General features: G+C 43.8%; 20 protein-coding genes. 1 reads left to right on the forward strand and 19 read right to left on the reverse strand.

Annotated elements, in window-relative coordinates; all coding sequences use genetic code 11:
• Positions 1-30: 30 nt before the first annotated feature.
• The 18 genes from KVT11_RS07025 to KVT11_RS07110 all read right to left on the reverse strand — a co-directional run bounded on the left by KVT11_RS07025 (position 31) and on the right by KVT11_RS07110 (position 18,961).
• Positions 31-846, reverse strand: coding sequence for an ABC transporter ATP-binding protein (locus KVT11_RS07025; protein ID WP_008347729.1), 816 nt, complete (start codon positions 844-846; stop codon positions 31-33).
• A 13-nt stretch (positions 847-859) separates the two neighbouring features.
• Positions 860-1,666 (reverse strand): nickel import ATP-binding protein NikD, encoded by an 807-nt coding sequence (nikD, locus tag KVT11_RS07030; RefSeq protein ID WP_008347731.1) that lies wholly within the window; start codon positions 1,664-1,666, stop codon positions 860-862.
• A 13-nt stretch (positions 1,667-1,679) separates the two neighbouring features.
• Positions 1,680-2,513 carry a nickel ABC transporter permease subunit NikC gene (nikC, locus tag KVT11_RS07035; RefSeq protein WP_008347734.1) on the reverse strand — a complete coding sequence of 278 codons (834 nt, stop codon included), beginning with the start codon at positions 2,511-2,513 and terminating at the stop codon, positions 1,680-1,682.
• On the reverse strand, positions 2,510-3,454 hold the full coding sequence (gene nikB, locus KVT11_RS07040) for a nickel ABC transporter permease subunit NikB (protein ID WP_052321037.1): 945 nt from the start codon (positions 3,452-3,454) through the stop codon (positions 2,510-2,512). Before nikB ends, nikC begins: the two co-directional genes overlap by 4 nt.
• Positions 3,455-3,472: 18 nt before the next feature.
• Complete coding sequence (nikA, locus tag KVT11_RS07045; protein ID WP_052321038.1) at positions 3,473-5,092, reverse strand: nickel ABC transporter substrate-binding protein; 1,620 nt, start codon at positions 5,090-5,092, stop codon at positions 3,473-3,475.
• A gap of 168 nt (positions 5,093-5,260) precedes the next feature.
• On the reverse strand, positions 5,261-6,424 hold the full coding sequence (locus KVT11_RS07050) for a DegT/DnrJ/EryC1/StrS family aminotransferase (protein WP_116306243.1): 1,164 nt from the start codon (positions 6,422-6,424) through the stop codon (positions 5,261-5,263).
• Positions 6,421-7,110 carry an acetyltransferase gene (locus KVT11_RS07055; protein WP_052321040.1) on the reverse strand — a complete coding sequence of 230 codons (690 nt, stop codon included), beginning with the start codon at positions 7,108-7,110 and terminating at the stop codon, positions 6,421-6,423. Before KVT11_RS07055 ends, KVT11_RS07050 begins: the two co-directional genes overlap by 4 nt.
• The gene (locus KVT11_RS07060; protein ID WP_052321041.1) at positions 7,073-7,666 is read right to left on the reverse strand and encodes a sugar transferase; all 594 of its coding nucleotides are present in this window, start codon (positions 7,664-7,666) and stop codon (positions 7,073-7,075) included. Before KVT11_RS07060 ends, KVT11_RS07055 begins: the two co-directional genes overlap by 38 nt.
• Positions 7,667-7,686: 20 nt before the next feature.
• Complete coding sequence (locus KVT11_RS07065; RefSeq protein WP_052321042.1) at positions 7,687-9,216, reverse strand: MATE family efflux transporter; 1,530 nt, start codon at positions 9,214-9,216, stop codon at positions 7,687-7,689.
• A gap of 28 nt (positions 9,217-9,244) precedes the next feature.
• Positions 9,245-10,273, reverse strand: coding sequence for a polysaccharide pyruvyl transferase family protein (locus tag KVT11_RS07070; protein WP_017359196.1), 1,029 nt, complete (start codon positions 10,271-10,273; stop codon positions 9,245-9,247).
• Positions 10,273-11,301: a glycosyltransferase family 2 protein gene (locus KVT11_RS07075; RefSeq protein WP_052321043.1), complete on the reverse strand. Its 1,029-nt coding sequence runs from the start codon at positions 11,299-11,301 to the stop codon at positions 10,273-10,275. Before KVT11_RS07075 ends, KVT11_RS07070 begins: the two co-directional genes overlap by 1 nt.
• A 27-nt stretch (positions 11,302-11,328) precedes the next feature.
• Positions 11,329-12,432 carry an EpsG family protein gene (locus KVT11_RS07080; protein WP_035701465.1) on the reverse strand — a complete coding sequence of 368 codons (1,104 nt, stop codon included), beginning with the start codon at positions 12,430-12,432 and terminating at the stop codon, positions 11,329-11,331.
• 14 nt (positions 12,433-12,446) lie between these two features.
• On the reverse strand, positions 12,447-13,577 hold the full coding sequence (locus tag KVT11_RS07085) for a glycosyltransferase family 1 protein (RefSeq protein ID WP_052321044.1): 1,131 nt from the start codon (positions 13,575-13,577) through the stop codon (positions 12,447-12,449).
• Complete coding sequence (gene epsE / locus KVT11_RS07090; protein WP_017368088.1) at positions 13,570-14,409, reverse strand: glycosyltransferase EpsE; 840 nt, start codon at positions 14,407-14,409, stop codon at positions 13,570-13,572. Before epsE ends, KVT11_RS07085 begins: the two co-directional genes overlap by 8 nt.
• A gap of 2 nt (positions 14,410-14,411) precedes the next feature.
• Complete coding sequence (locus KVT11_RS07095; RefSeq protein WP_050826624.1) at positions 14,412-15,551, reverse strand: glycosyltransferase family 4 protein; 1,140 nt, start codon at positions 15,549-15,551, stop codon at positions 14,412-14,414.
• Complete coding sequence (locus KVT11_RS07100; RefSeq protein ID WP_052321046.1) at positions 15,517-17,391, reverse strand: polysaccharide biosynthesis protein; 1,875 nt, start codon at positions 17,389-17,391, stop codon at positions 15,517-15,519. Before KVT11_RS07100 ends, KVT11_RS07095 begins: the two co-directional genes overlap by 35 nt.
• A 165-nt stretch (positions 17,392-17,556) precedes the next feature.
• Positions 17,557-18,240 (reverse strand): CpsD/CapB family tyrosine-protein kinase, encoded by a 684-nt coding sequence (locus KVT11_RS07105; protein ID WP_007500133.1) that lies wholly within the window; start codon positions 18,238-18,240, stop codon positions 17,557-17,559.
• Positions 18,230-18,961 carry a YveK family protein gene (locus KVT11_RS07110; protein ID WP_007500132.1) on the reverse strand — a complete coding sequence of 244 codons (732 nt, stop codon included), beginning with the start codon at positions 18,959-18,961 and terminating at the stop codon, positions 18,230-18,232. Before KVT11_RS07110 ends, KVT11_RS07105 begins: the two co-directional genes overlap by 11 nt.
• Before the next feature lie 257 nt (positions 18,962-19,218).
• Between KVT11_RS07110 and slrR the strand changes: the two genes are divergently transcribed.
• Positions 19,219-19,689 (forward strand): HTH-type transcriptional regulator SlrR, encoded by a 471-nt coding sequence (gene slrR / locus KVT11_RS07115; protein ID WP_007500131.1) that lies wholly within the window; start codon positions 19,219-19,221, stop codon positions 19,687-19,689.
• A gap of 280 nt (positions 19,690-19,969) precedes the next feature.
• Here the strand turns inward: slrR and KVT11_RS07120 are convergent, their stop codons facing one another.
• Entirely contained in the window at positions 19,970-20,194 is a 225-nt protein-coding gene (locus KVT11_RS07120) for a phage holin (RefSeq protein ID WP_008347764.1), read from the reverse strand.
• Between the last annotated feature and the right edge of the window lie 44 nt (positions 20,195-20,238).

Here is a 20,238-nt window from a genome sequence, read left to right on the forward strand (position 1 = left end):
CTTAAAAGAGGCATTGAGGGAATGAAAAAGTTAACGAACCGGCCTGCCAATCGTTCGAGACAAAGGGTGGCTGGCGAGCGTTGCCTCCTTCATTTTCAGCACAGCTTCGTGCTCTGATATAAAGAAATCATCCTTCGATTGAAACTGAGCCACAAGCTCACCCTGATCAAGAATCGCTAATTGATCACTTAAATGATAGGCCGCTGTCAAATCATGTGTAATAAATAAGTATGCAAGCTTCAGCTCTTTCTTTAATTCGACTAACAAATCTAAAATGACTGCCTGCGTAACCATATCTAAGCTACTGACTGATTCATCCAGCACAATGAGCTTTGGCTGAAGCACCAGTGCTCTGGCGATGTTGATCCGCTGTAGCTGGCCGCCGCTAAATTGGTATGGGTACTTGGACAAATCCTGCTCACTGAGCCCTACTCTTTCTAACCAGTGAATCAGTATATGCTGACGTTTTTTACGGTTCATTGGTTCATAGTTTTCAAGCGGCTCAGATAGAATTTGTTCCACTGTCCACCTTGGATTCACCGCTGAATATGAATCTTGAAATACCGCTTGTACATGTCGGCGGAAATGCTGATGTGTCCGCTGATCTGCACGAATGATATCCTGACCTTCAAACAGAACTTGTCCGCTACTCGGCTTCTCTAGTCCAAGGATGATGCGGCCGAGTGTACTTTTCCCTGCACCACTTTGACCTAATAGCCCAAGACAAGTGCCTTCTTCAATGGTCAAATGGACGTTTTTCAGGACAGGGGCTCTCCCTTTTGTCCTCATCAGAAACGATCGGTTGCCATATGAATGACTCACTGCTTTCACTTCTATTAAATGCAACGGTCTTCTCACCTCAAATCGTGCAAACAGCTGGCATGGATGGACGAGCTGCTAAAAGTTTCTTTGTATAATCATGCTTCGGGTGTTCAAAAAGCTCAAGAACTTCAGCCTTTTCAACGATTTTTCCTTGTTTCATCACCACAACCTCGTCTGCCATTTCCGCAATCACACTAAGATCGTGGGTAATGAGCAAAATCGCCGTTCCGTATTCATGACGAATTTGATTCAAGTGCTCAAGAACCAGCTTCTGATTGTGTACATCTAATGCGGTTGTCGGTTCATCTGCGATGATCAGAGGCGGATGCATACAGGCAGCCATAGCAATCATGACACGCTGGAGCATCCCCCCGCTTAATTCAAAAGGGTACTTACTCAGTAATTGATCTGGATGCGGCAGGTTCATTTTCTCTAAGGCTTTAATTGCCTGGACCCGTGCCTGCCTTTTACTGACAGCTGTATGCCGGCGGATTGTTTCAATCAATTGATGTCCAATCGTCCATACAGGCGTAAAGCTATTCATTGGATTTTGCATGATATATGAGAGATCTTTGCCACGAATAGACCGCATATGCTGTTCACTCAAACCGATCAATTCTCGACCTTGTAGAGTGATACTGCCAGTCACTTCCGTTGTTTTTCGATCAAGCATGTTTAAGATCGACATACTTGTCACCGTTTTTCCGCATCCGCTCTCACCAATTAATCCAACAATTTGACCGTGCTTTACCTCAAATGCTATTTCCTGAACGAGAGAAATGGTTCCTTGCGGCGTTTTCGTATGCACATGCAGGTTCTCTATGTTTAAAATAGACTCTTCCATCTGACTCATTCCTTTACACACGACGTTTGATGCCATATTTCTCTGAAAGGGCTTCTCCCAGTAAGTTGAATAGAATGACCACAGCCATAATCACAAGACCCGGATAAAGCATCAGCTGAGGATTTGTTTGAATATAAGATTTTCCTTCATGGATCATCGCTCCCCATTCAGGCGTAGGGGGCTGAACCCCTAAGCCTAGAAAAGACATGGCGGAAATGTCCATAATCGCCCAGCCCATTTCAAGTGTGCCCACAACTGCGAGTGGCGGCAGTACATTCGGAATCATATGCTTTCTCATGATATTCCAATGGGAAGTACCACTAATCTTCGCAGCTGCAATAAAGTTTTGTTCCTTTAAACTAAGCACCATCCCTCGAAAGACGCGGGCGTAATACACCCACTGCACAAGCATCAAAGCCAGCACCACTTGAGAAAGCCCTGGTCCAAAAATACCGACTAATCCGAGGATCAGCACCAAATTTGGAAATGCCATGACCCCGTCGCACAATCTCATCAATACGTGATCGATCCAGCCGCCTTTATATCCAGAAATCAGCCCTACGATTAAACCGATAGATAGAGAGGAAACAAAGATTAACAACGCACATCCTAGTGAAATACGAGCACCATATAGAATACGAGATAAATTGCATCTTCCCAATTGGTCGGTGCCTAGAGGATACCCCCATGAAGAACCCTTTAGCTTCATTGCAAGATTAACCGCCGCCGGGTCATGCGGAGCGATCCATGGTGCACATATCGTCACAATGAGCAGGAGACCGAGCAGCACCACACAGATCGAGATCATCTTTTGATGATAGAAGAGGTGTTTTACTTTTGTCATCATGGCTGGCGGCCTTCCTTTCTAGAAATACGGGGGTCAATGAGCAGCTGAAGAAGATCCACTATCAAACTGCTTAAGATAAAGATACACGCCGCCATCAACACATAAAATTGAATGACCGGCAGATCCCGGTTAAAGATCGCTTCAATAAAAAATCGTCCAAATCCAGGCCATGAAAAAACAGCCTCTACAATAATAGTCCCTGTGAGCAGCTTGCCAAGATTCACGCCAAGTCCTGTCAGCATCGGTGATATCGCCATTCTGAAGACATGTTTGAACATAATCGATTGTTCCTTTAACCCTCTCATTCTCGCATATTGAACAAAAGGCTCGTGAAGCGTCTCACTCACACTCGCTCGCAATAATCTCGTATACATCGCAATTAACGGCACAGCCAGTGTAATGGATGGCAGTACAAGATGTTCCCATGTACCAACACCTTCAACAGGTAAAAGATCGAGTTTCACTGAAAAAAAGAAGATGAGCAAATACCCCAAAACAAAGGTCGGGATAGATGCTCCTAGGAAGGAAATCAACCGGCTCATATGATCTACAACGCCGTTTTTTCTCAAGCCGCTGAAAAAGCCCAGTGGAATACTGACACAAATTGCGATCAGCAGACTAGTGAACGCCAATTGAATCGTCGCAGGTATTCGATAGATCACCTCATCAAGCACAGGCTGATTGGTCATATACGACCGCCCAAAATCAAGACGGACGACTTTTTCAATCGTATGAAGGTACTGCATGTAAAAAGGTTCATCTAAACCAAATTCACTTCGTTTTTGGGCTAATACTTCATCAGTAGGCTGAATATGAGCCGCTGCTAAATATGCCTCCGCTGGATCAACTGGTGACAGATGAATCATGCCAGTTGTGAACAGTGTGGCTAGTAGAAATACAGGAATGATGGATAACATTCGTTTGATGATATAGCGGCTCATTTGCTTACCTTCCTTCTGTTACTTCAGCTTGATGCCTGTGAAAGGGTGTTCATCGCGATTCGCAGGGAAATCAAAGTCCTTCACATCTTTTTGATAAACAGCTGTCTTTTTAAAATAAGAGATTGGCACAATCGCCCCTTGATCTTGCAAGGAAGATAAGACGGACGAATAAAGTGCTTTGCGTTTGTTTTCATTTGTTGTTGATGGAATCTCTGTCATTTCTTTGATCAGCTTATCTTTATTCGGATACGCTGAGATCGCCTCTTTGAATCCAAAACCATCTGATGAGACAACGTTCATAAATGTATGCGGATCATACGGCGCTCCGTAATTGCTAAAGAAGTTCATATCAAATTTGTTCGCTTTAAACCGCTGAACCTGCGTCGCCAGCTCGACACCTTCAAGTTTGACACCAACGCCAATGGCTACCCATTCTGCCTGCAGTGTTTCAGCCATTGTTTTTTGAATCGATTCTGCTGAGTCATACATCATACTAAACTCAAGCGTTTTTCCGTCTTTTTCGCGTATGGTTTTTCCTTTTGGAAGCGTCCAGCCTGCTTCATCCAGTAAAGCCTTCGCTTTGTCCACATCATATTGGAAAGATTTCACCCGGATGCCTGACGTATATGGCATGTTTGTCGGCAAGATGTGATCTGCTACATCCTCTAAGCCAGAGGTCACACCTTCCACCAATGATGTTTTATTGATCGCATACTGAAGGGCGTGACGCACTTTCTCATCTGACAGCTGATCGACTTTTGTGTTCATGACAAGCTGTCTTGTGGCTACAGGCTCTGACATCTTCGTTTCATACTTGCCGCTCGCCTCTAGTTGTTTAAAAGCATCAAGGCTAATCGTTCCTTCTCCGTAAAGTAGATCTACATCGCCTTTTTCAAATGCCATCACTCTTGTTTCGGCATCTGGAATGACCTTCACTTTGATTTCTTTGACCTTTGGTTTCTCTCCCCAGTAGTGGTCATTTCGTTCAAAAATCGCGTAATCATCTTTTTTGTACGTCTTTAATACCCAAGGACCTGTTCCCACTGGTTTTTCGATTCCTTTTGATGTATCTCCGTTTTTCGGAAAACCTGCTTCTCCTAGGAAACGAACGGGGCGCACAACAGCTAACTCTTGAACAGTTGGATAATAAGGCTCAATTAATGTGAGTTTAAACGTTTGCTTGTCCACTGCTTCTGTCTTTTTGATTTTCTTTATGACACCTAACCAGCTATGTACTTCTTTGTTTTTTAAAATCGTATCAAAATTCTTTTTCACAATGTTCGCATTAAATTTAGATCCATCTGAGAACGTGACATTGTCTCTAAGATGGAACGTATACACCTTGCCATCCTTGGAAACATCCCATGATTTTGCTAATTCAGGTTTAAGCTTTCCATTTTTCTGATAGCTCACCAATGGTTCGTAAATCATGGATTGGGCAAACAATTGTGATGGATTGTATATGTGTGGATTCATTTCGCCAATATCTCTTGGCCATGCCATGGTGATCATATCAGGATGATCCTTGTCTCCACCTGCTCCATTATTTGCTTGAGAACAGCCTACTAGTAAGAAGATCAGTAGGATAGGTAATATTGTATTTATTTTAATTTTCGGAAAATTACTCCAAATCGACATAAGTTGGTTGCTCCTCCTAATTGATGCTGATAATCATTTTCATTTTAAGGAGGAAGGACTCTGTTGTCAATATCATATTTGAAACGAAATAACAATATATATTCCTTATTATTCCACAAATTAAAGGATTTGTTAAAAAGAGAGGCAGGCTGCTGATGAACGAGCAGCCTATGAGGAGGGTAATGCTTTCTTTTGCAGGGCGTTGTACAGTGTATCAATGACCAGCTCCTGTTCCGCGTCTGTCATGCTTGTACCAGATGGCAGGCAAAGACCTGTCTCAAATAACAACTCAGATGCAGGGACTTCATCGGCTGTTGTATAAAAAGGATAACCATGAAAGAGCGGCTGCTGGTGCAGTGGCTTCCATACACGCCTTGCTTCGATCTGCTTTTGTTCTAAAGCATCTATCATCTCTACTGGAGACATCTGTGCATGATGATCAATGGTGAATGTGGTCAGCCAGCGGTTTGATGTGGTTTCTTGATATTCTGGCATAAATTGAAGGCCTTCAATATCGGCTAAAGCATCTTGATAACGCTCGAAAATGCGGCGTTTTTGCTGAACACGCTCCTCTAACACTTCCATTTGTGCAATTCCTACACCTGCGAGCAGGTTACTCATCCGATAGTTATATCCCTCCTCTTGATGTTCATAGTGTAGGGCATGTTCTCTTGCCTGTGACGCGAGAAATCGGCAGCGGTCGATGGCTGCTTCATCATCACTGACAAGCATTCCGCCTCCTGATGTTGTAATGATTTTATTTCCGTTAAAAGAGTACACACCGAACCTGCCCATTGAACCACTTTTTCTTCCTTTATATATACTGCCTAACGATTCAGCCGCATCTTCAATGATTGGCACATCATATGCCTCACACACCGCTATGATTTCATCCATTTTCGCACTTTGTCCGTATAAATGAACGACAATAACCGCACGGGGTCTTTTCCCAAGTCGTTTTGTTTCAGCAAAGGCTTTCTCTAACGCCAGTGGACACATATTCCATGTCTCTTTTTCTGAATCAATAAAAACAGGCGTCGCTTGTTCATATAAAATAGGATTTGCACTGGCAACAAATGTGAGAGTGGAACAAAAGACCATATCTCCCTTTTGAACGCCAAGGAGTTTTAAGGCAAGGTGAATGGCTGCTGTTCCTGAAGATAATGCCGCTCCACACTTCACGCCTGCATAATCCGCGACCACTTGCTCAAATTCATTTACAAGCGGTCCTAATGGTGCAATCCAATTGCTTTTAAATGCCTCCTCTATTTTCATCTGTTCTTTTCCACTCATATGAGGAGGAGATAAGTAGATTCGTTTCCTGTCTCTCATGATTTCCCACCTTCTCTTCGATCTTTGATCTCAATTGCAGGAACGCCTACGGCGACTTTCTGATCATGTATATCTCGGGTCACTGCCGCTCCTGCGCCGATCACTGCCCAGCTTCCAATGGTTCTGCCAGGTATGACAGCAGCCCCAGCTCCAATATGAGCACCCTCTCGCACAGAGACACAACCGGTGAGCACGGCTCCCGGGGATAGGTGCGTAAAGGATTCGAGAAAGCAATCATGCTCCACGATAGAACCGGTGTTGATAATGGCATGCTCACCAATCACTGCATCTGCTTGCACAACAGCCCTTGCCATCACAACCGTTCCCCGGCCAATCTTCGTTGACGAGCTCACAACTGCCTCTGGATGAATCAGTGTGGCAAATGCCCTCTCTTCAAATGCGAGACGTTCTTTGATCCTCTGTCTGATTTCATTTTGCCCAATGGCAATCAGCCATTGCATATCAGGTATTTCACATCTTACCTTTTGACTCATAGAAACCGGACCATACAGAATACCGGTTTGAGTGTCAGCTTCCTCAAATCGATCGTCTAATACCGCACACAATGAGTAATCAGGATGCAAAAAAATCAACTCCTGAATGACCTTGCTGTGTCCGCCAGCCCCTATTAAGCCAATGGGCTGCTCTTTACGTATCGGTTCCTTTGAATTTTTCAGCTGTTGCATGATTTGGCTGCTGCACCCCTTCTGTTTTGATGACTTTCAGTAAGGTCATCCATAAGATTTTTATATCGAGCCAAAACGATTGGTGCTCTACATACCAGAGGTCATAGGTGAATTTCTCCTCCCAAGAGAGAGTATTTCTCCCATTCACCTGGGCCCATCCAGTGATACCAGGCTTCACAAGATGACGCTTCGCTTGCTCCTCTGTGTACATTTGTAAATACTCCATTAAAAGCGGTCTTGGTCCAACGAGACTGATTTCCCCTTTGAGTACATTGACAAGCTGCGGCAATTCATCAAGACTGAGCTTGCGAATAAAGGTGCCGGTTTTTGTTAATCGAAGATGGTCTGGAAGCAGTACGCCATGTTCATCGCGTTCCTCGGTCATCGTCCGAAATTTATAAAGCATAAACGGCTGTCCGTATAGACCAGGCCGCTCTTGTCGAAACACCACAGGAGCTCCGATTTTCCACCTAATGAGTCCATAGATGAGAAGGAAAAGGGGGCTGCCTGCGATGAGCAGGGTCAAAGCCACGACCACATCTATTATTCTTTTCATCATTGCTTCTCCTTTCCACACTAGCGGGAGACAGCCCGTTCAATAGCAGCTTGTTTCACCTTACGCATGAGCTGTATCCGCTCTTGTTTTGTTCCTGCAAATTGATACAAATAGCCTAAGTAGAGAACGAAACATATTCCGCCAATACAAAATAGCTCCCACCATCTCGTCACATCATACACAGCCTGAATGCCGGCACAGATCCCCCATATGAACAGAGTCCCAAACAGCGGAACGACTGTATGTTTGTAAAAGATGGTGCTTTTCTGTTTCGTGATCTTGGCTGTATACAATGGGAGAAAAACGATATTTTTCATCAATAAAACAACGGCCCCTGCTGATGCAATGCCATATAACCCGAGCTGAAGTAGGTGAGTCAGTCCATAGGCGAACAGGACATTGGAACCGCCTAATATGAGTGTCACAACCGCCGGCACTTTAAATCGGTTAAAGGCAGTCGGTACATAGGTCAGCGGTAAAAACATCAACGTGAAACACAAATAAGCCGCATGAATCATCAGCAGCCATTTCAGTTCCTCAAAGGCTGGTCCAAGCCATAACAGCATGAGCGGACCGGCAAGACCTCCTAACAGAGCTGCGGGGAATGCCACAAATAAACCACTCCATTTCATGGCATTGGCGGCGTATTGAATGAGCCCCTGCTCGTCTTGGTTTGAATATAATTTTGTGATCGTTGGCGCAAACACAATCGCAAGTGTCCCTGCAAGGGTGCGCAATAATAATGGAAATTGTAAAATGGCGGCATACTGTCCAGTCGCTTCTGCTCCAATCAGTAAGTTGGTCATCAATAAATCGATTTGTAAAAACAACAAAATGCCCATTTGCTCAAATGAATGCCACACCCCTGATCGAACCAGCGTGAGACTTGAAGATAAAGAAACGTACCGCCACTTAAACGAAAACCAAGGAATGAGTTTCTTAAAATAATAGAGACCCATTCCCAAAGCGGCGAGACTCCCCACAATGGCTGCAAGTGGAATATGCCAAATGGCTGGTGTTGTCACGGTAAATAACAGCACAATCACAAGCGCCCTGCCAAACATCTGAATGGCCTGTCCAACACTCGATACATATAATTTGTTCGCATAAAACGGTGCCGCCCCAATACCAGACATGACGAAATTGAGCATAAATAAAAGACCCCCTAACACAAAGGCGATCTGTGTATCTTTTGCAAGATGAGCAGGCACATGGAGCCAGTCAACCAGCTGCTGAGACATGAATAGACAAAATAAAAAAAGACAGATGGATAAAAAGAGAGAACTGACAAAATAGGAAGCGAGATAGCGCTGCGCTTGTTCCATCTCTCCTTTATGAGCCGCAACAGAAAAAAAACGCACCACCACAGCACTTAATGAAGCCGTAATGACCGATAAATAATTGATCATATTTTGCGTCAGATGAATCAGACCAAACGCTTCCACTCCAAGTGTATGAACAATGTAAGGCGTTAAACAAACAGACATCAGCATCATCAAGATAAACGTCATCACATTTGCACTGACATTGTAAAGAAACGCACGGTTCATGGTGATTTCACGCAGTGTTTAAGGGCCTTCATCCAGCTTCCTCTCCCTTTTGTCCGCTTGTTTTCATATGCTGATGAATGGCCTTTTTCACCGCTTCCTCCGTTGGTTCCTTCAAAAGGGTCATAAATGGCAAGTGCGCTACCCATTCATATCCTTCCATGACTTTATGATCAAATGACCTGATGACAACACACGGTGTATGTGTGATCGCACAAAAGATCATGCCATGCAGTCGATCTGTCACGACGACTTGTGCCTGTCTCAACTGCGTCCATAACGTGGATAATTCCTCTAAACGAGTCGTTCGATTCACTCGCTTACCAATGGTCGTTGTGATAAAACCAACTTGATCATACGTTTCTTTGATATGCTCCTGCAGCTGTTCTCGTTTCTCTTTCGTGAGATACGCCTCCTTATCCTCACGCAGACAAAGCAGCACTCCTTTACGGGTTTGACTCTTTGATGTTTCGTCTAATGTCAGGACCATATCAGGCTGTTTCCACACCTCTTTATTAGGAAAATGCTGCTTCATCCATTGATAGGTGGTTTGATCTCTTGCCATCAAAAGAAGCCTCGGGTGTTGCTGATATGCTTGAATGGCGCGGCGTTCTTCTCTTTTCCCTCTCTTTGTTTCTGTAAAATGAGCAGTAGCGGGCAGCTGAATGACGGGATAGGACTTAAAGGCGTTCATGATAAATTGTCTTGTCCATTCTTCATATCGGTATAAATCGCCCATGTTGCCCCCGCCGATGATACAGACAATGTCCTCTGGGTGCCGCGCGTGCTTCAGCGGACGTGCTAGACGATACATCTCCTGCATGTCTACTTCTATGATTTGATAGTCTGGAAAATGCTTTTGTAAAAAACAGCAGCTCGCATAGGCAATCGCATGATCACCTAAGTTGTCATGTGCCGGTAGCAGCGTGAGAATGATCTTCTTCTGATGACGCAGCTCTGGCAGTCTTTGGCGGCTCAACCTATATTGAAGTGGATACTTGACCTTTAAGAGCAGCCACTCTGCGGCATGTGCTTTTAATTGCTGGAATGTCACACTCATCACCCCGATTTTCTCGTTTGATATTCAATCCATTTTTGATAGCTTGAAGCTGCGGCAGAGAGCGGATACACCCACTGCAGCCTAGCAAGGAATAAGATCATTCGCTTTCGCACAGTCAGCTTCGATGGTTCCACTTGTTTCACAGCCTTCTGAAAAGCTTCATGTGTCACCATTTCACGCATATGACCAAGCTTTTTTTGAAAGGACAGGGAATTTTGGCTCTTCCATTCATTGAGCATACAATGCAGCGTATGATTCACGATAAAAAAACAAAAAGCCTTCTCATATGGTGTCAGCTCATCATGCTCTTTTAAAAACAAACGCTGCGTGTCATAAAACGCCAGTCCATGCTGAAAATACTGCTTTTGATATCGCTGGACAATGGATGACAAATGAACCCGGTAATAATAAAGCGGCTCATGAACAAAGGCAATGACACGTGATAAAGAAAAACAGCGCAGCGTGACATATTGATCTTCAATATTCTCAAGCTCACCTCTCAACGGAAAACGGATATGATGCTTTTCGATAAACGCCCGCCGATACAGCTTATTCCATGAGAATCCCGTGATCTCACCATGTAATAACGATTCTATTAAACTTGTTTTATCGGCTTCCTGCTGAGCTAACAGCGTCGTCGGTATGATCCGTTTTGACTGTTCAAACTGAATCCAATATTCACTGATAACAAGATCGGCACCGGTATTTCCGGCTTCTTGATATAAAGCCTCACAGTATTGAGGAGCGAGAACATCGTCTGAATCAACAAAGGCAAGATACGTTCCTGTTGCTTCTTCTATGCCCCTGTTCCTCACCGCTCCCAGCCCTTGATTGGTTTGGTGAATCACCCGAAATCGCTCATCACGCGCAGCAAACGCTTCAAGGATGTCTCCACTGTGATCGGTAGATCCATCGTTAATGAGGATGACCTCTATATCTGAAAAGCTTTGGTCTGCAATCGATTGAAGACACTGCTCCACATATTGACTAGTGTTATAGACTGCGACCAATAGACTGATAGCTGGCATGACAGCAAGCCCCACCTTTCTTCAAATCTACTTTGTAAAAATCGTTCGGTACGGTAAAACAGAAGAATCAAACGGCATCAGCATGATGCTGTACAAAATATAGCAAACCGCAATTCCGATATACATAAAGAAATTGGTTCGCTGATCAAAAATCCGTGTGAAATAAGGCAGTAAAATGAGCTGATACAGACCAAAGTAAATATGAAATCTTGCATAAATGACATCCTTCGTTGCAAGGATGCCAAACAAAAATCCAAGCAAGCAAAAATTCACAATATAATCACTCTCTGGTGTCAGCTCACGAAGTCGTTTTCGACAAAAGAACGCAAGCAATAACGGCAAAATCAAGACACCAATTTTCGTCACATTCATTCCATTCGTATTCGTTGTCAGCCACTCCTCGTAATGACCATAAGAACTCCCTTGCAGCATCACCACAAACACGGAGACAAAGCGGTCATACAGAGCGGTTAAGCCTAGAAAAATCATACATAACACAAGCATCATCCAAGACCATGCCTTTGTTCTGACGATGAAATAGACTGGAATCATAATGAGTGCCGAGGAATGAAACAGCGCGCATACAAGCACGAGCGGAAAATACCATTTCCACTGACCTTTGATGACAAATCGGATGGCATAAAAAAGAATCGCCGCCACCATATACTGCCGCATGCCATTAAACGAAGCGTAATAATGAAATGTGCCGAGAAATAGCAGCATACTAAGCTCAAATGGCCGTCCATATCGCACAAGTGTTTTGATAATAAAAAAATAGGTGATGATCCCAACTGTGATATACATGATTTGCGGCTCATGTGACAGTTGATTGAGCATCCACAAGATCAATGTAAAGCCCGGATCAGTGGCGGCCTTGTCTACACCGAATCCGAAAATATGCCAAGGCTTGTCATAGTTGACGGAGAACTCATACATTTGTCCATAGGTGACGAAATCAGTTCCTACTTTGTAACGTATGCCCGCCACAATACAAAGAAATAAAAACGGAAAAAACACCAGAAGCTTGTTCGGCCGCCAGCCGCTTTGTATGGTATCATCACGTCTGCCATAAAATGCAGCAAAGCTCGACCATAAATAGACCATGATCATGTTCACCAAATAAACCGCCATCTGCCAATCCTTCCTTACAATCCATACAAATTCATCACACGGGTGATGTTCTGTTTCACATCAAATCCTCTAAGGCCAAGCTGAGAAATAATCGTCTCCTGAAGAGGAGGGTCTGCATGGTAGGCTTCTAGTATGGCTTTCATCCACTCATGTGCTGAATCTTGCAAGGATTTCCTTTTCACAAGCCCACAGCCTAAATCGACTTCCTTTGTGATATGATCTGAAATCACACATGGGAGTCCAGATGCCTGCGCTTCCACTAATACGAGCGGAAGACCTTCAAACAAAGACGGCATCACAAACACATCAAATGCTTTCATATACTGCGGAACCTCTGAGACAACGCCCGTAAACACAATGTCTTCCATTAATCCTGCTTTCTCTGCATACGATTCAACCACTGCCCGGAGCGGCCCATCTCCTATGAGAACTAGCTGAAAGGAGACCCCTTGTTTTTTCAGTGTCTGCGCTAATTCGATGAAAAAAACATGGTTTTTCTGCTCATGAAATCGGCCAATATGTCCAATGATCAGTTTTCTCTCGTGAAGATGGAGGTCTTTTTTCATCTTCACCTTCGCTTCTGGCTCCAACTGAAAAAAAAGGTTCAAATCAATCCCATTTGGCAAAATGTCCACTCGTCCATCGTGCATTCTTTTTTGTCCAAATAAAAAGACACCGGCATCTTCACCGCATGCAACAAGCTTCGTAGAAAAGGCAAAGATCAGCTGACGAAATCCTTTGAGCATCAAATGATCCACCCGGCTAGGAGACTGTTTCCAAGCCGTATTATGTGAATGGCAAATGCGTATCTTCACACCTGCCAGTTTCGCAGCAAGGGCAGAAAAGCCCGTTTGAAAATCTGTATGTGCATGCACCGCCTGATAAGGTCCCGTTTGCTTAATCGTCTTCGTCAACGTTTTGACAAACGTCCATGGAGAGGACGCTCCAATACTTGGGACATAAAAAATCCGCCCGCCAAGCTGACGAATTTCCTCATCGTAATCACAGACATTCTCCCGGTGGGTAACGAAATCAAATTGAAGAACATTTCGGTCGATTGCACGATAGATGTTCATGATCATCGTTTCTGCTCCGCCTCTGTTCATTCCGCCCACAACATGAAGTACACGCTTTGGCTCATTCATCCCGAATCGTCCTCCTTTTCACCATAGATCCTCCAAGTTTCCGCTGATGATAAAACCTCATGATCTTTGGTGACATACAGGCACGGATGACCGGCTTAAGCGCAAAGAGATAATCAAACGGCGACAATTTCAATTGCTTGCATGCTTTTAAAACAAGCCAGGCATTATCCATTGAGTATCGGAATTTCCGGCGCTGAAAGGCCGCTTCATCCTCCCTTACAAGGTATAAGGGCTCTTGCAAATTAAAGCCTTTTCTCCCCGCAGCAAAAAAACGAATCCACAGATCGATATCTTCCATCCGTCTGGTTGTTTTGACAGAACGATAGCCATTTAAAGCCTTGTAGGCTGACGCTCTCATCATAATCGTCCCATGACAAAAAGGCGTTCCTCTTGCCAGCACCCTTCGATCAGGCTCTGAGACAAGTGCTCGAACGCCCTTCGTCCCTGACTCATCAAACACCGTCATCGCCGTACCAACTACATCATATTCCGGATGTGCATCAAGGAAACGAACCTGTTTTTCTAATCGTGTAGACACCGATATATCGTCGCCATCCTGTCTTGCAATCAGTTCTCCATTCGTTTCAGTGAGACAACGATTTAAACTGGCGGCAAGTCTTTGATTGTGTTCATTTCGGATGAGGCGAATTCTATCGGGTTCACGCATGGTATAGTGCAGCACTTTTTCATAGGTGCCATCTGTTGATGCATCATCACATATGATGAGCTCCCAGTTTTCATAGGTTTGACGGAGAATCGATTCAATGCTTTCTTCTACTGTCTCTTGGCAATTGTAAACACCCATGATAATCGATACTTTCGGCTGACGCATGCTCACATCACCTTCTCTTTTTGATCCATATACGTTGTGTAAATTTCCTCCATAGCACTTACCGTCTGCTCCTGTGCAAATGCGTGAGCCATAGAACGTCCCGCTTTCCCCATTAGGTGAAGCTGGTCCTTTTTATGATAGAGCTGCTGTAAATAAACGGCTAAACCATTCACATCATGCGGTTTGACTAAAAAGCCGTTCACTCCATGTTTGACGAGCTCACAATGCCCTCTATTTTCTGTTGCAATCACCGGCTTTTCAGCAGACATCGCTTCAAGAAGATTCATCCCAAGTCCTTCTCTCAAGCTGGTTGATACACATACATCGCTCATATGCATCCAATCTTCGATGTGTTTGCAAAATCCCGCAAACTGTACATGTTCCTCAAGATTCAGCTGACAGACCAGCTTTTCATAGGACGACCGACTTGTCCCTTCTCCAGCAAATACAATTTTCACTTGTGGTATATTCCGATACACCTGCGCGCAAGCTTTGATGAGCATTCCTTGATTTTTATTGTCATTTAATTCACCAGCACACAGCACGATAAAATCTTGCGTGGTAAAACCATATGCTTTACGAAGGCGGTCTTTTTCTTTGTCATCAACTGGTGCAAATCGCTTCATATCGACACCCATACCGGGAACATAATGCACAGCCGCCTTCTCTTTTGACAGACGATCGGCTCTTTCATAGTCTTCTCCATTAATGGTGATGAGTGCATCTGTATATTGAACGAGCCATCTCTCAACTGGATAATAAAGCAGCCAATTTTGAAGCGGTGCCCCCTTCCAAAAGTGAAAGCCATGCGCTGTGTAAAGAACTTTCGTCCCTTTTTTGCGTGTTGTTTTCGCCGCTAGCCTGCCAATGACACTCCCCATCGGTGTGTGACAATGGATGAACTGATAATGCTCTTTTTCTAAAAGCTTTTTCAGCTCCACATAAGCAAGCCGATTTTGCAAATGAAAAGGGGAACGCTGAATCGGAATGGAATGCGCTTGATCCACATACGGCAGCTCCAGCTGGCCATTTGCCGCTGTATGCACTTCCCATCCTTGTTCCTGAAACCACCTGAAATACGGGAGATGGAACGCCTTAAAATGATAATCAACCGTTGCGCAAAACAAGACTTTTTTCTTCATTAGCAAGTGGCTCCTCCTCTCGTTGCATCGGTTCAGGCAATACATCATGCGACTCAATGGCGGCAAACAAGGCCTGTCTTAATTGATCGTCACTCATCATGTTAAATTCGTGAATAAAGCGGTTCAGCACATACGGATCACCATCCAAGGCATGGCCGATATGGATTTTCGGGAAAATTTGCTCCTGTGCTTTTTCATGCTGGTTGAGTAACTCCTCGTACATTTTCTCTCCGGGACGAATACCCGTAAATGTGATGGGAATCTGGTCTGTGGTGTAGCCTGAGAGGTGAATGAGGTTTTCTGCGAGGTCGACAATTTTGACTGGCTCCCCCATATCTAAAACAAAAATCTGCCTTCCTTCTGCTAGTGCACCAGCTTGAATAACAAGCCTTGATGCTTCTGGTATCGTCATAAAATATCTTGTCATGGCTGGGTGCGTGACGGTCACTGGCCCGCCTTTTTCAATTTGTTTTTTAAAGATTGGAATGACACTCCCCCTGCTCCCGAGTACATTCCCAAACCGGACGGCGACAAATTTCGTTTCACTGCTTGCCCCCATTTGCATAATCACCATTTCAGCAAACCGCTTTGTGGCTCCCATCACATTGGCAGGGTTGACCGCTTTGTCAGATGAGATGAGGACAAATGTTTCAACTCCGTGCTCATGTGCAGCTTCTGCCACATTTTTTGTCCCGATAATATTGTTTTTCACCGCTTCTTTCGGGCTAATTTCCATGAGCGGGACATGTTTATGAGCAGCGGCATGATAAATCATATCCGGCTGAAAATGACCAACGATTTCACTCATTTTTTGTTTATCTTGAATATCCGCAATTTGTGGATATAGGCGAATGCTATCTCCATACAATTCTTTCAGCTCTAGTAAAATAGAATGAATGCTAAATTCTCCATGTCCCACAAGCACAATCGCCCGAGGGGCAAATACACAAATTTGACGACAGATTTCTGACCCGATAGACCCGCCAGCTCCTGTCACCATAATCGTTTTTCCTTTTAGGTGAACGGATAGACGGCTTGTATCTAATTGAATCGGCTCTCTTCCAAGCAAATCCTCTGGCTGTACATCCCGCAATTGATTCAGCGCATGGGTTCCTTTTAAAATCTGTTCCATTTCCGGCATAATCTGTGTTTTGATTCCAGTCGCTACACATTCCTTATACAGTCCTTTTAATGTGTGACTGCTTTTGGATGGAATGGCGATAATGATTTTTTGAATATCCATCATCACAACAGCCGTTTGAATATGTTCTTTTCCCCCAAGAACAGGCAGCCCCATAATTTCAAGCTTATGCTTTGTTTTGTCATCATCAATGAAAGCGACCGGCTCAATATGTACATCACTCGACTGCTGAAGCTGACGAACGATAATGGTCCCGGCTGATCCAGCGCCAATGATTAGTGCCCGCTCCTTTTCAACTTGATACCGCTTCGCACCATCATGAAACAGCCTGGATGCCATACGAGATGCACCGATGAATAACACATGGAAAAGCCAGACAATAAATAAAAAGCGAAATGGCCATGTCTGCACAAAAATGTACAGCATCGTCATGGAAAATAAAAATGAACACGCAAAGGTCTTCATTAAAGAAAATAGCTCTCTAACCCCTGTATAGGCCCATACTTGCTTGTACACGTGAAAAATATACGAAAACAAATGGTGCCCGATCAGTAGACTGAGCGAAGAAATGACGAGCATTTCAAATGTATATACGGTTAACGCTGCCTCTTGAACAAATTGAAAGCCAAAAAAGACGGCTACTAAAATGAGATATGAATCTAGTGCCACGATGATTGATAATCTTTGGGCGTAAGTCAACGCTCCTCCCCCTTTTTAAAGCATCACTATTCTTACGTAAAATGGGCATCAAACCCGTCCTCACATCCCACTACCGATGACGAGCATCTAAGGCATATGTCATGCCCACAGCAGGATCGAGTGCCTCCGTTGTTAAAGATTAGGAGACATCACCTATCAATCTCTTTAATACATATAGTGCCTTCCCTTTTTCACTTTCTTGCCATTTAGCATCGCCCCAAGCAGTTTCCCTGTCGTCCCCTCTAATACTTCTTTTGATTTCTTCACAGCGGCAATCTTCGTTTTACCGCTTAAAACCACAAGAATGCTTCCATCCGTTCGGTTCGCTAATATTTTGGCATCGGCTACAGGCAGAAGCGGTGTGGAATCAACAATCACCATGTCATACTGCTGCTCAATCTCGTAAAATAGCTGCTTCATCACAGAGGAGGAAAGCAGCTCAGCGGGATTTGGCGGAATGGTCCCACTCGGAAGCAGCTCTAAATGCTCAATCGGTGTAGGCAAAATGGCTTCCTCCAAAGTGCAATTATTTAATAGCACATTGGTCAATCCGGTGTGCGGACTCAGATCAAAATATTCATGAATAGCTGGTTTACGTAAATCAGCATCCATGAGCAAAACCCGTTTTTTCTGCTGTGCAAAAACAGCTGCCAAGTTTGCAGCCGTAAATGATTTTCCTTCCTTCGGCAAGGAGGATGTGACCAATATCGACTTCAGCCTCGTTTGAATCGACGTGAATTCGATGTTCGTTCGGATCGTTCGGAATTGTTCCGCAATGACAGAGTGAGGATTTAATACAGAAATGCAGGATAAATCTCTTTTTTCTCGTTTTTTCCTCTTAAAAATCAATGTTCTGTCCTCCCGTTATGACGGACTGCTTGTCTTTTTTTGCCCTCCTGTCTGCATGCATCTGATAGACACTGCCGAGCGACGGCAATCCGATCTCTTCTCTTATTTGATGTGTTCGTTTTACCGTATCATCGAGTAAATTCATTAAGAAAATGAGTGTCATTCCCCCTAATACAGAGGCGCCTAGTGCCAGAACGATGTGAACGAATTTACGTGAGTTCATTAGTATCGTGTTGGACAGCTTGGCTTCAGACAAAACATTAATGCGATCCATATTCATGGTTTTTTTGATTTCTTCTTGCAACACCTCTGTGGCTGTATTCGCAATGGCTACTGCCTTCGCTCGGTCCTCATCTTGTACAGAAATATTTATGACCTCTGACTCATTTTCTGTACTTGTGGCAATTTTGTGTTTTAATCCTTCTGCCGATTCTGTAAGATTGAGTGTTTCTTTTACTTTTTCAATGACAATTGGACTTTTTAATAGGACTTGAAAGGTACGTGTATATTGAAGGTTCATCTGAATATCGTTTAAATTCGCTTGTGCATCACTGCTTCGTTTATGAACAAGAATTTGAGTGGTTGCCTGATATACAGGAGTCGAGACATAGAACTGATAGTAGGCTGAAATGCCCGTTACGATCAGGACAATCAGGATCAGAAGGGCCATTTTCTCTTTTATGACAGAAAACAGCTGCTTAAAACCTATATTCTCATTCATAGATACCTCCCGATTTCATCATAAAAAGGTTATATATGGTTTCTTTTTGTTAATGATTGGATTATAAAAGATAATACCCGCAAAGAAAAATGTCATAATAGGTCTTATAGTTCTTTTTAAAGAACGAAATCGTTCGTTTTCTTTTGTTTACTTCCTGTTTCTTACGTTTTTGAATTTTATAAAGAACAATTTATTTCTTATAATGAACGAAAAGGTCACAGAACGATTCGCCGGGGAGAAGGGAGATCATATATCGAATGATAGGCAAGGTGATACGAATTTACCGAAAGAGGAAAGGATACTCAATCCAGCAGTTGGCTGAAGATGCCCATGTCTCTAAATCGTATTTGAGTAAAATTGAGCGTGGTGTCCACCGTAATCCATCTGTCCAGTTTTTAAAAAAGGTATCCTCATCACTAGACATTGATTTACAAGAGCTGTTTGATGCAGAAACGATGATGTTTCATTACGCTGAGGGCGGTGAACAGGAGTGGCGGGATCATATCGTTCATGCCGTCCAATCCGGCATGCCTAAAGAAGAACTGTATCAGCTGCTCCAAACCTACAGAAAGGAGCAGGAAGGAAAGACGTTGCATGTCCATCATAGAAAGCTGACCGACTCAAATATGTCAGAATGGAAGCGTCTCATGAGTGAAGCAAAGGCCATTGGCTTAACCATCGAGGAAGTGAAAGCGTTTCTTACCAATATGGGAGAACACCGGGCGTAAGCCACTGAGATCAAACCAATTTGCGGGGAGAGGCGCTTGTCGCTTCGATGAAATAGAGCCTTTTTATATGAAAAGGCTCTTTTCAGTTTATGGACAAAGGGCTAAAATGAACTTTATTTTAGCTCTTTGTCTTCTTTTCAGCGTGATAGCAGTCTAGGAAGGACAGCTACTTTTGCGGAGCGAATTTGACATTCGTGAGTACCCGCGCAGGACTGACACCGAATGCGAGGGTTTCTCTACACGCTGAGAGCCTTTTTGCATGAAAAGGCTCTGTTTTCTATTATTCTTCTTTTTTCGTTCGTGCTTTTTTCGTAATATCATTGTTCTTCCAATAGGCCCATAGTGATGTGATGCCAAGAAAAGCTAACGTAATGAATTGCTGCACACCTTCTTCATCAATTGGAATTGGGCTTTTTCCTGCAGCAGTGAGAGCGCTGTTCACAAGTGCCAATAAAAGCAGCACAAGCCTCGCAATAGTGCCTGCACTAATTTTTTGAACCTTCAACTGTAACCCCTCCCCTTATCCTTTCATACGGACGATACTGCTCG

Source organism: Bacillus sp. GbtcB10 (genome assembly GCF_019091365.1).
Lineage (GTDB): Bacteria > Bacillota > Bacilli > Bacillales > Bacillaceae > Bacillus > Bacillus altitudinis.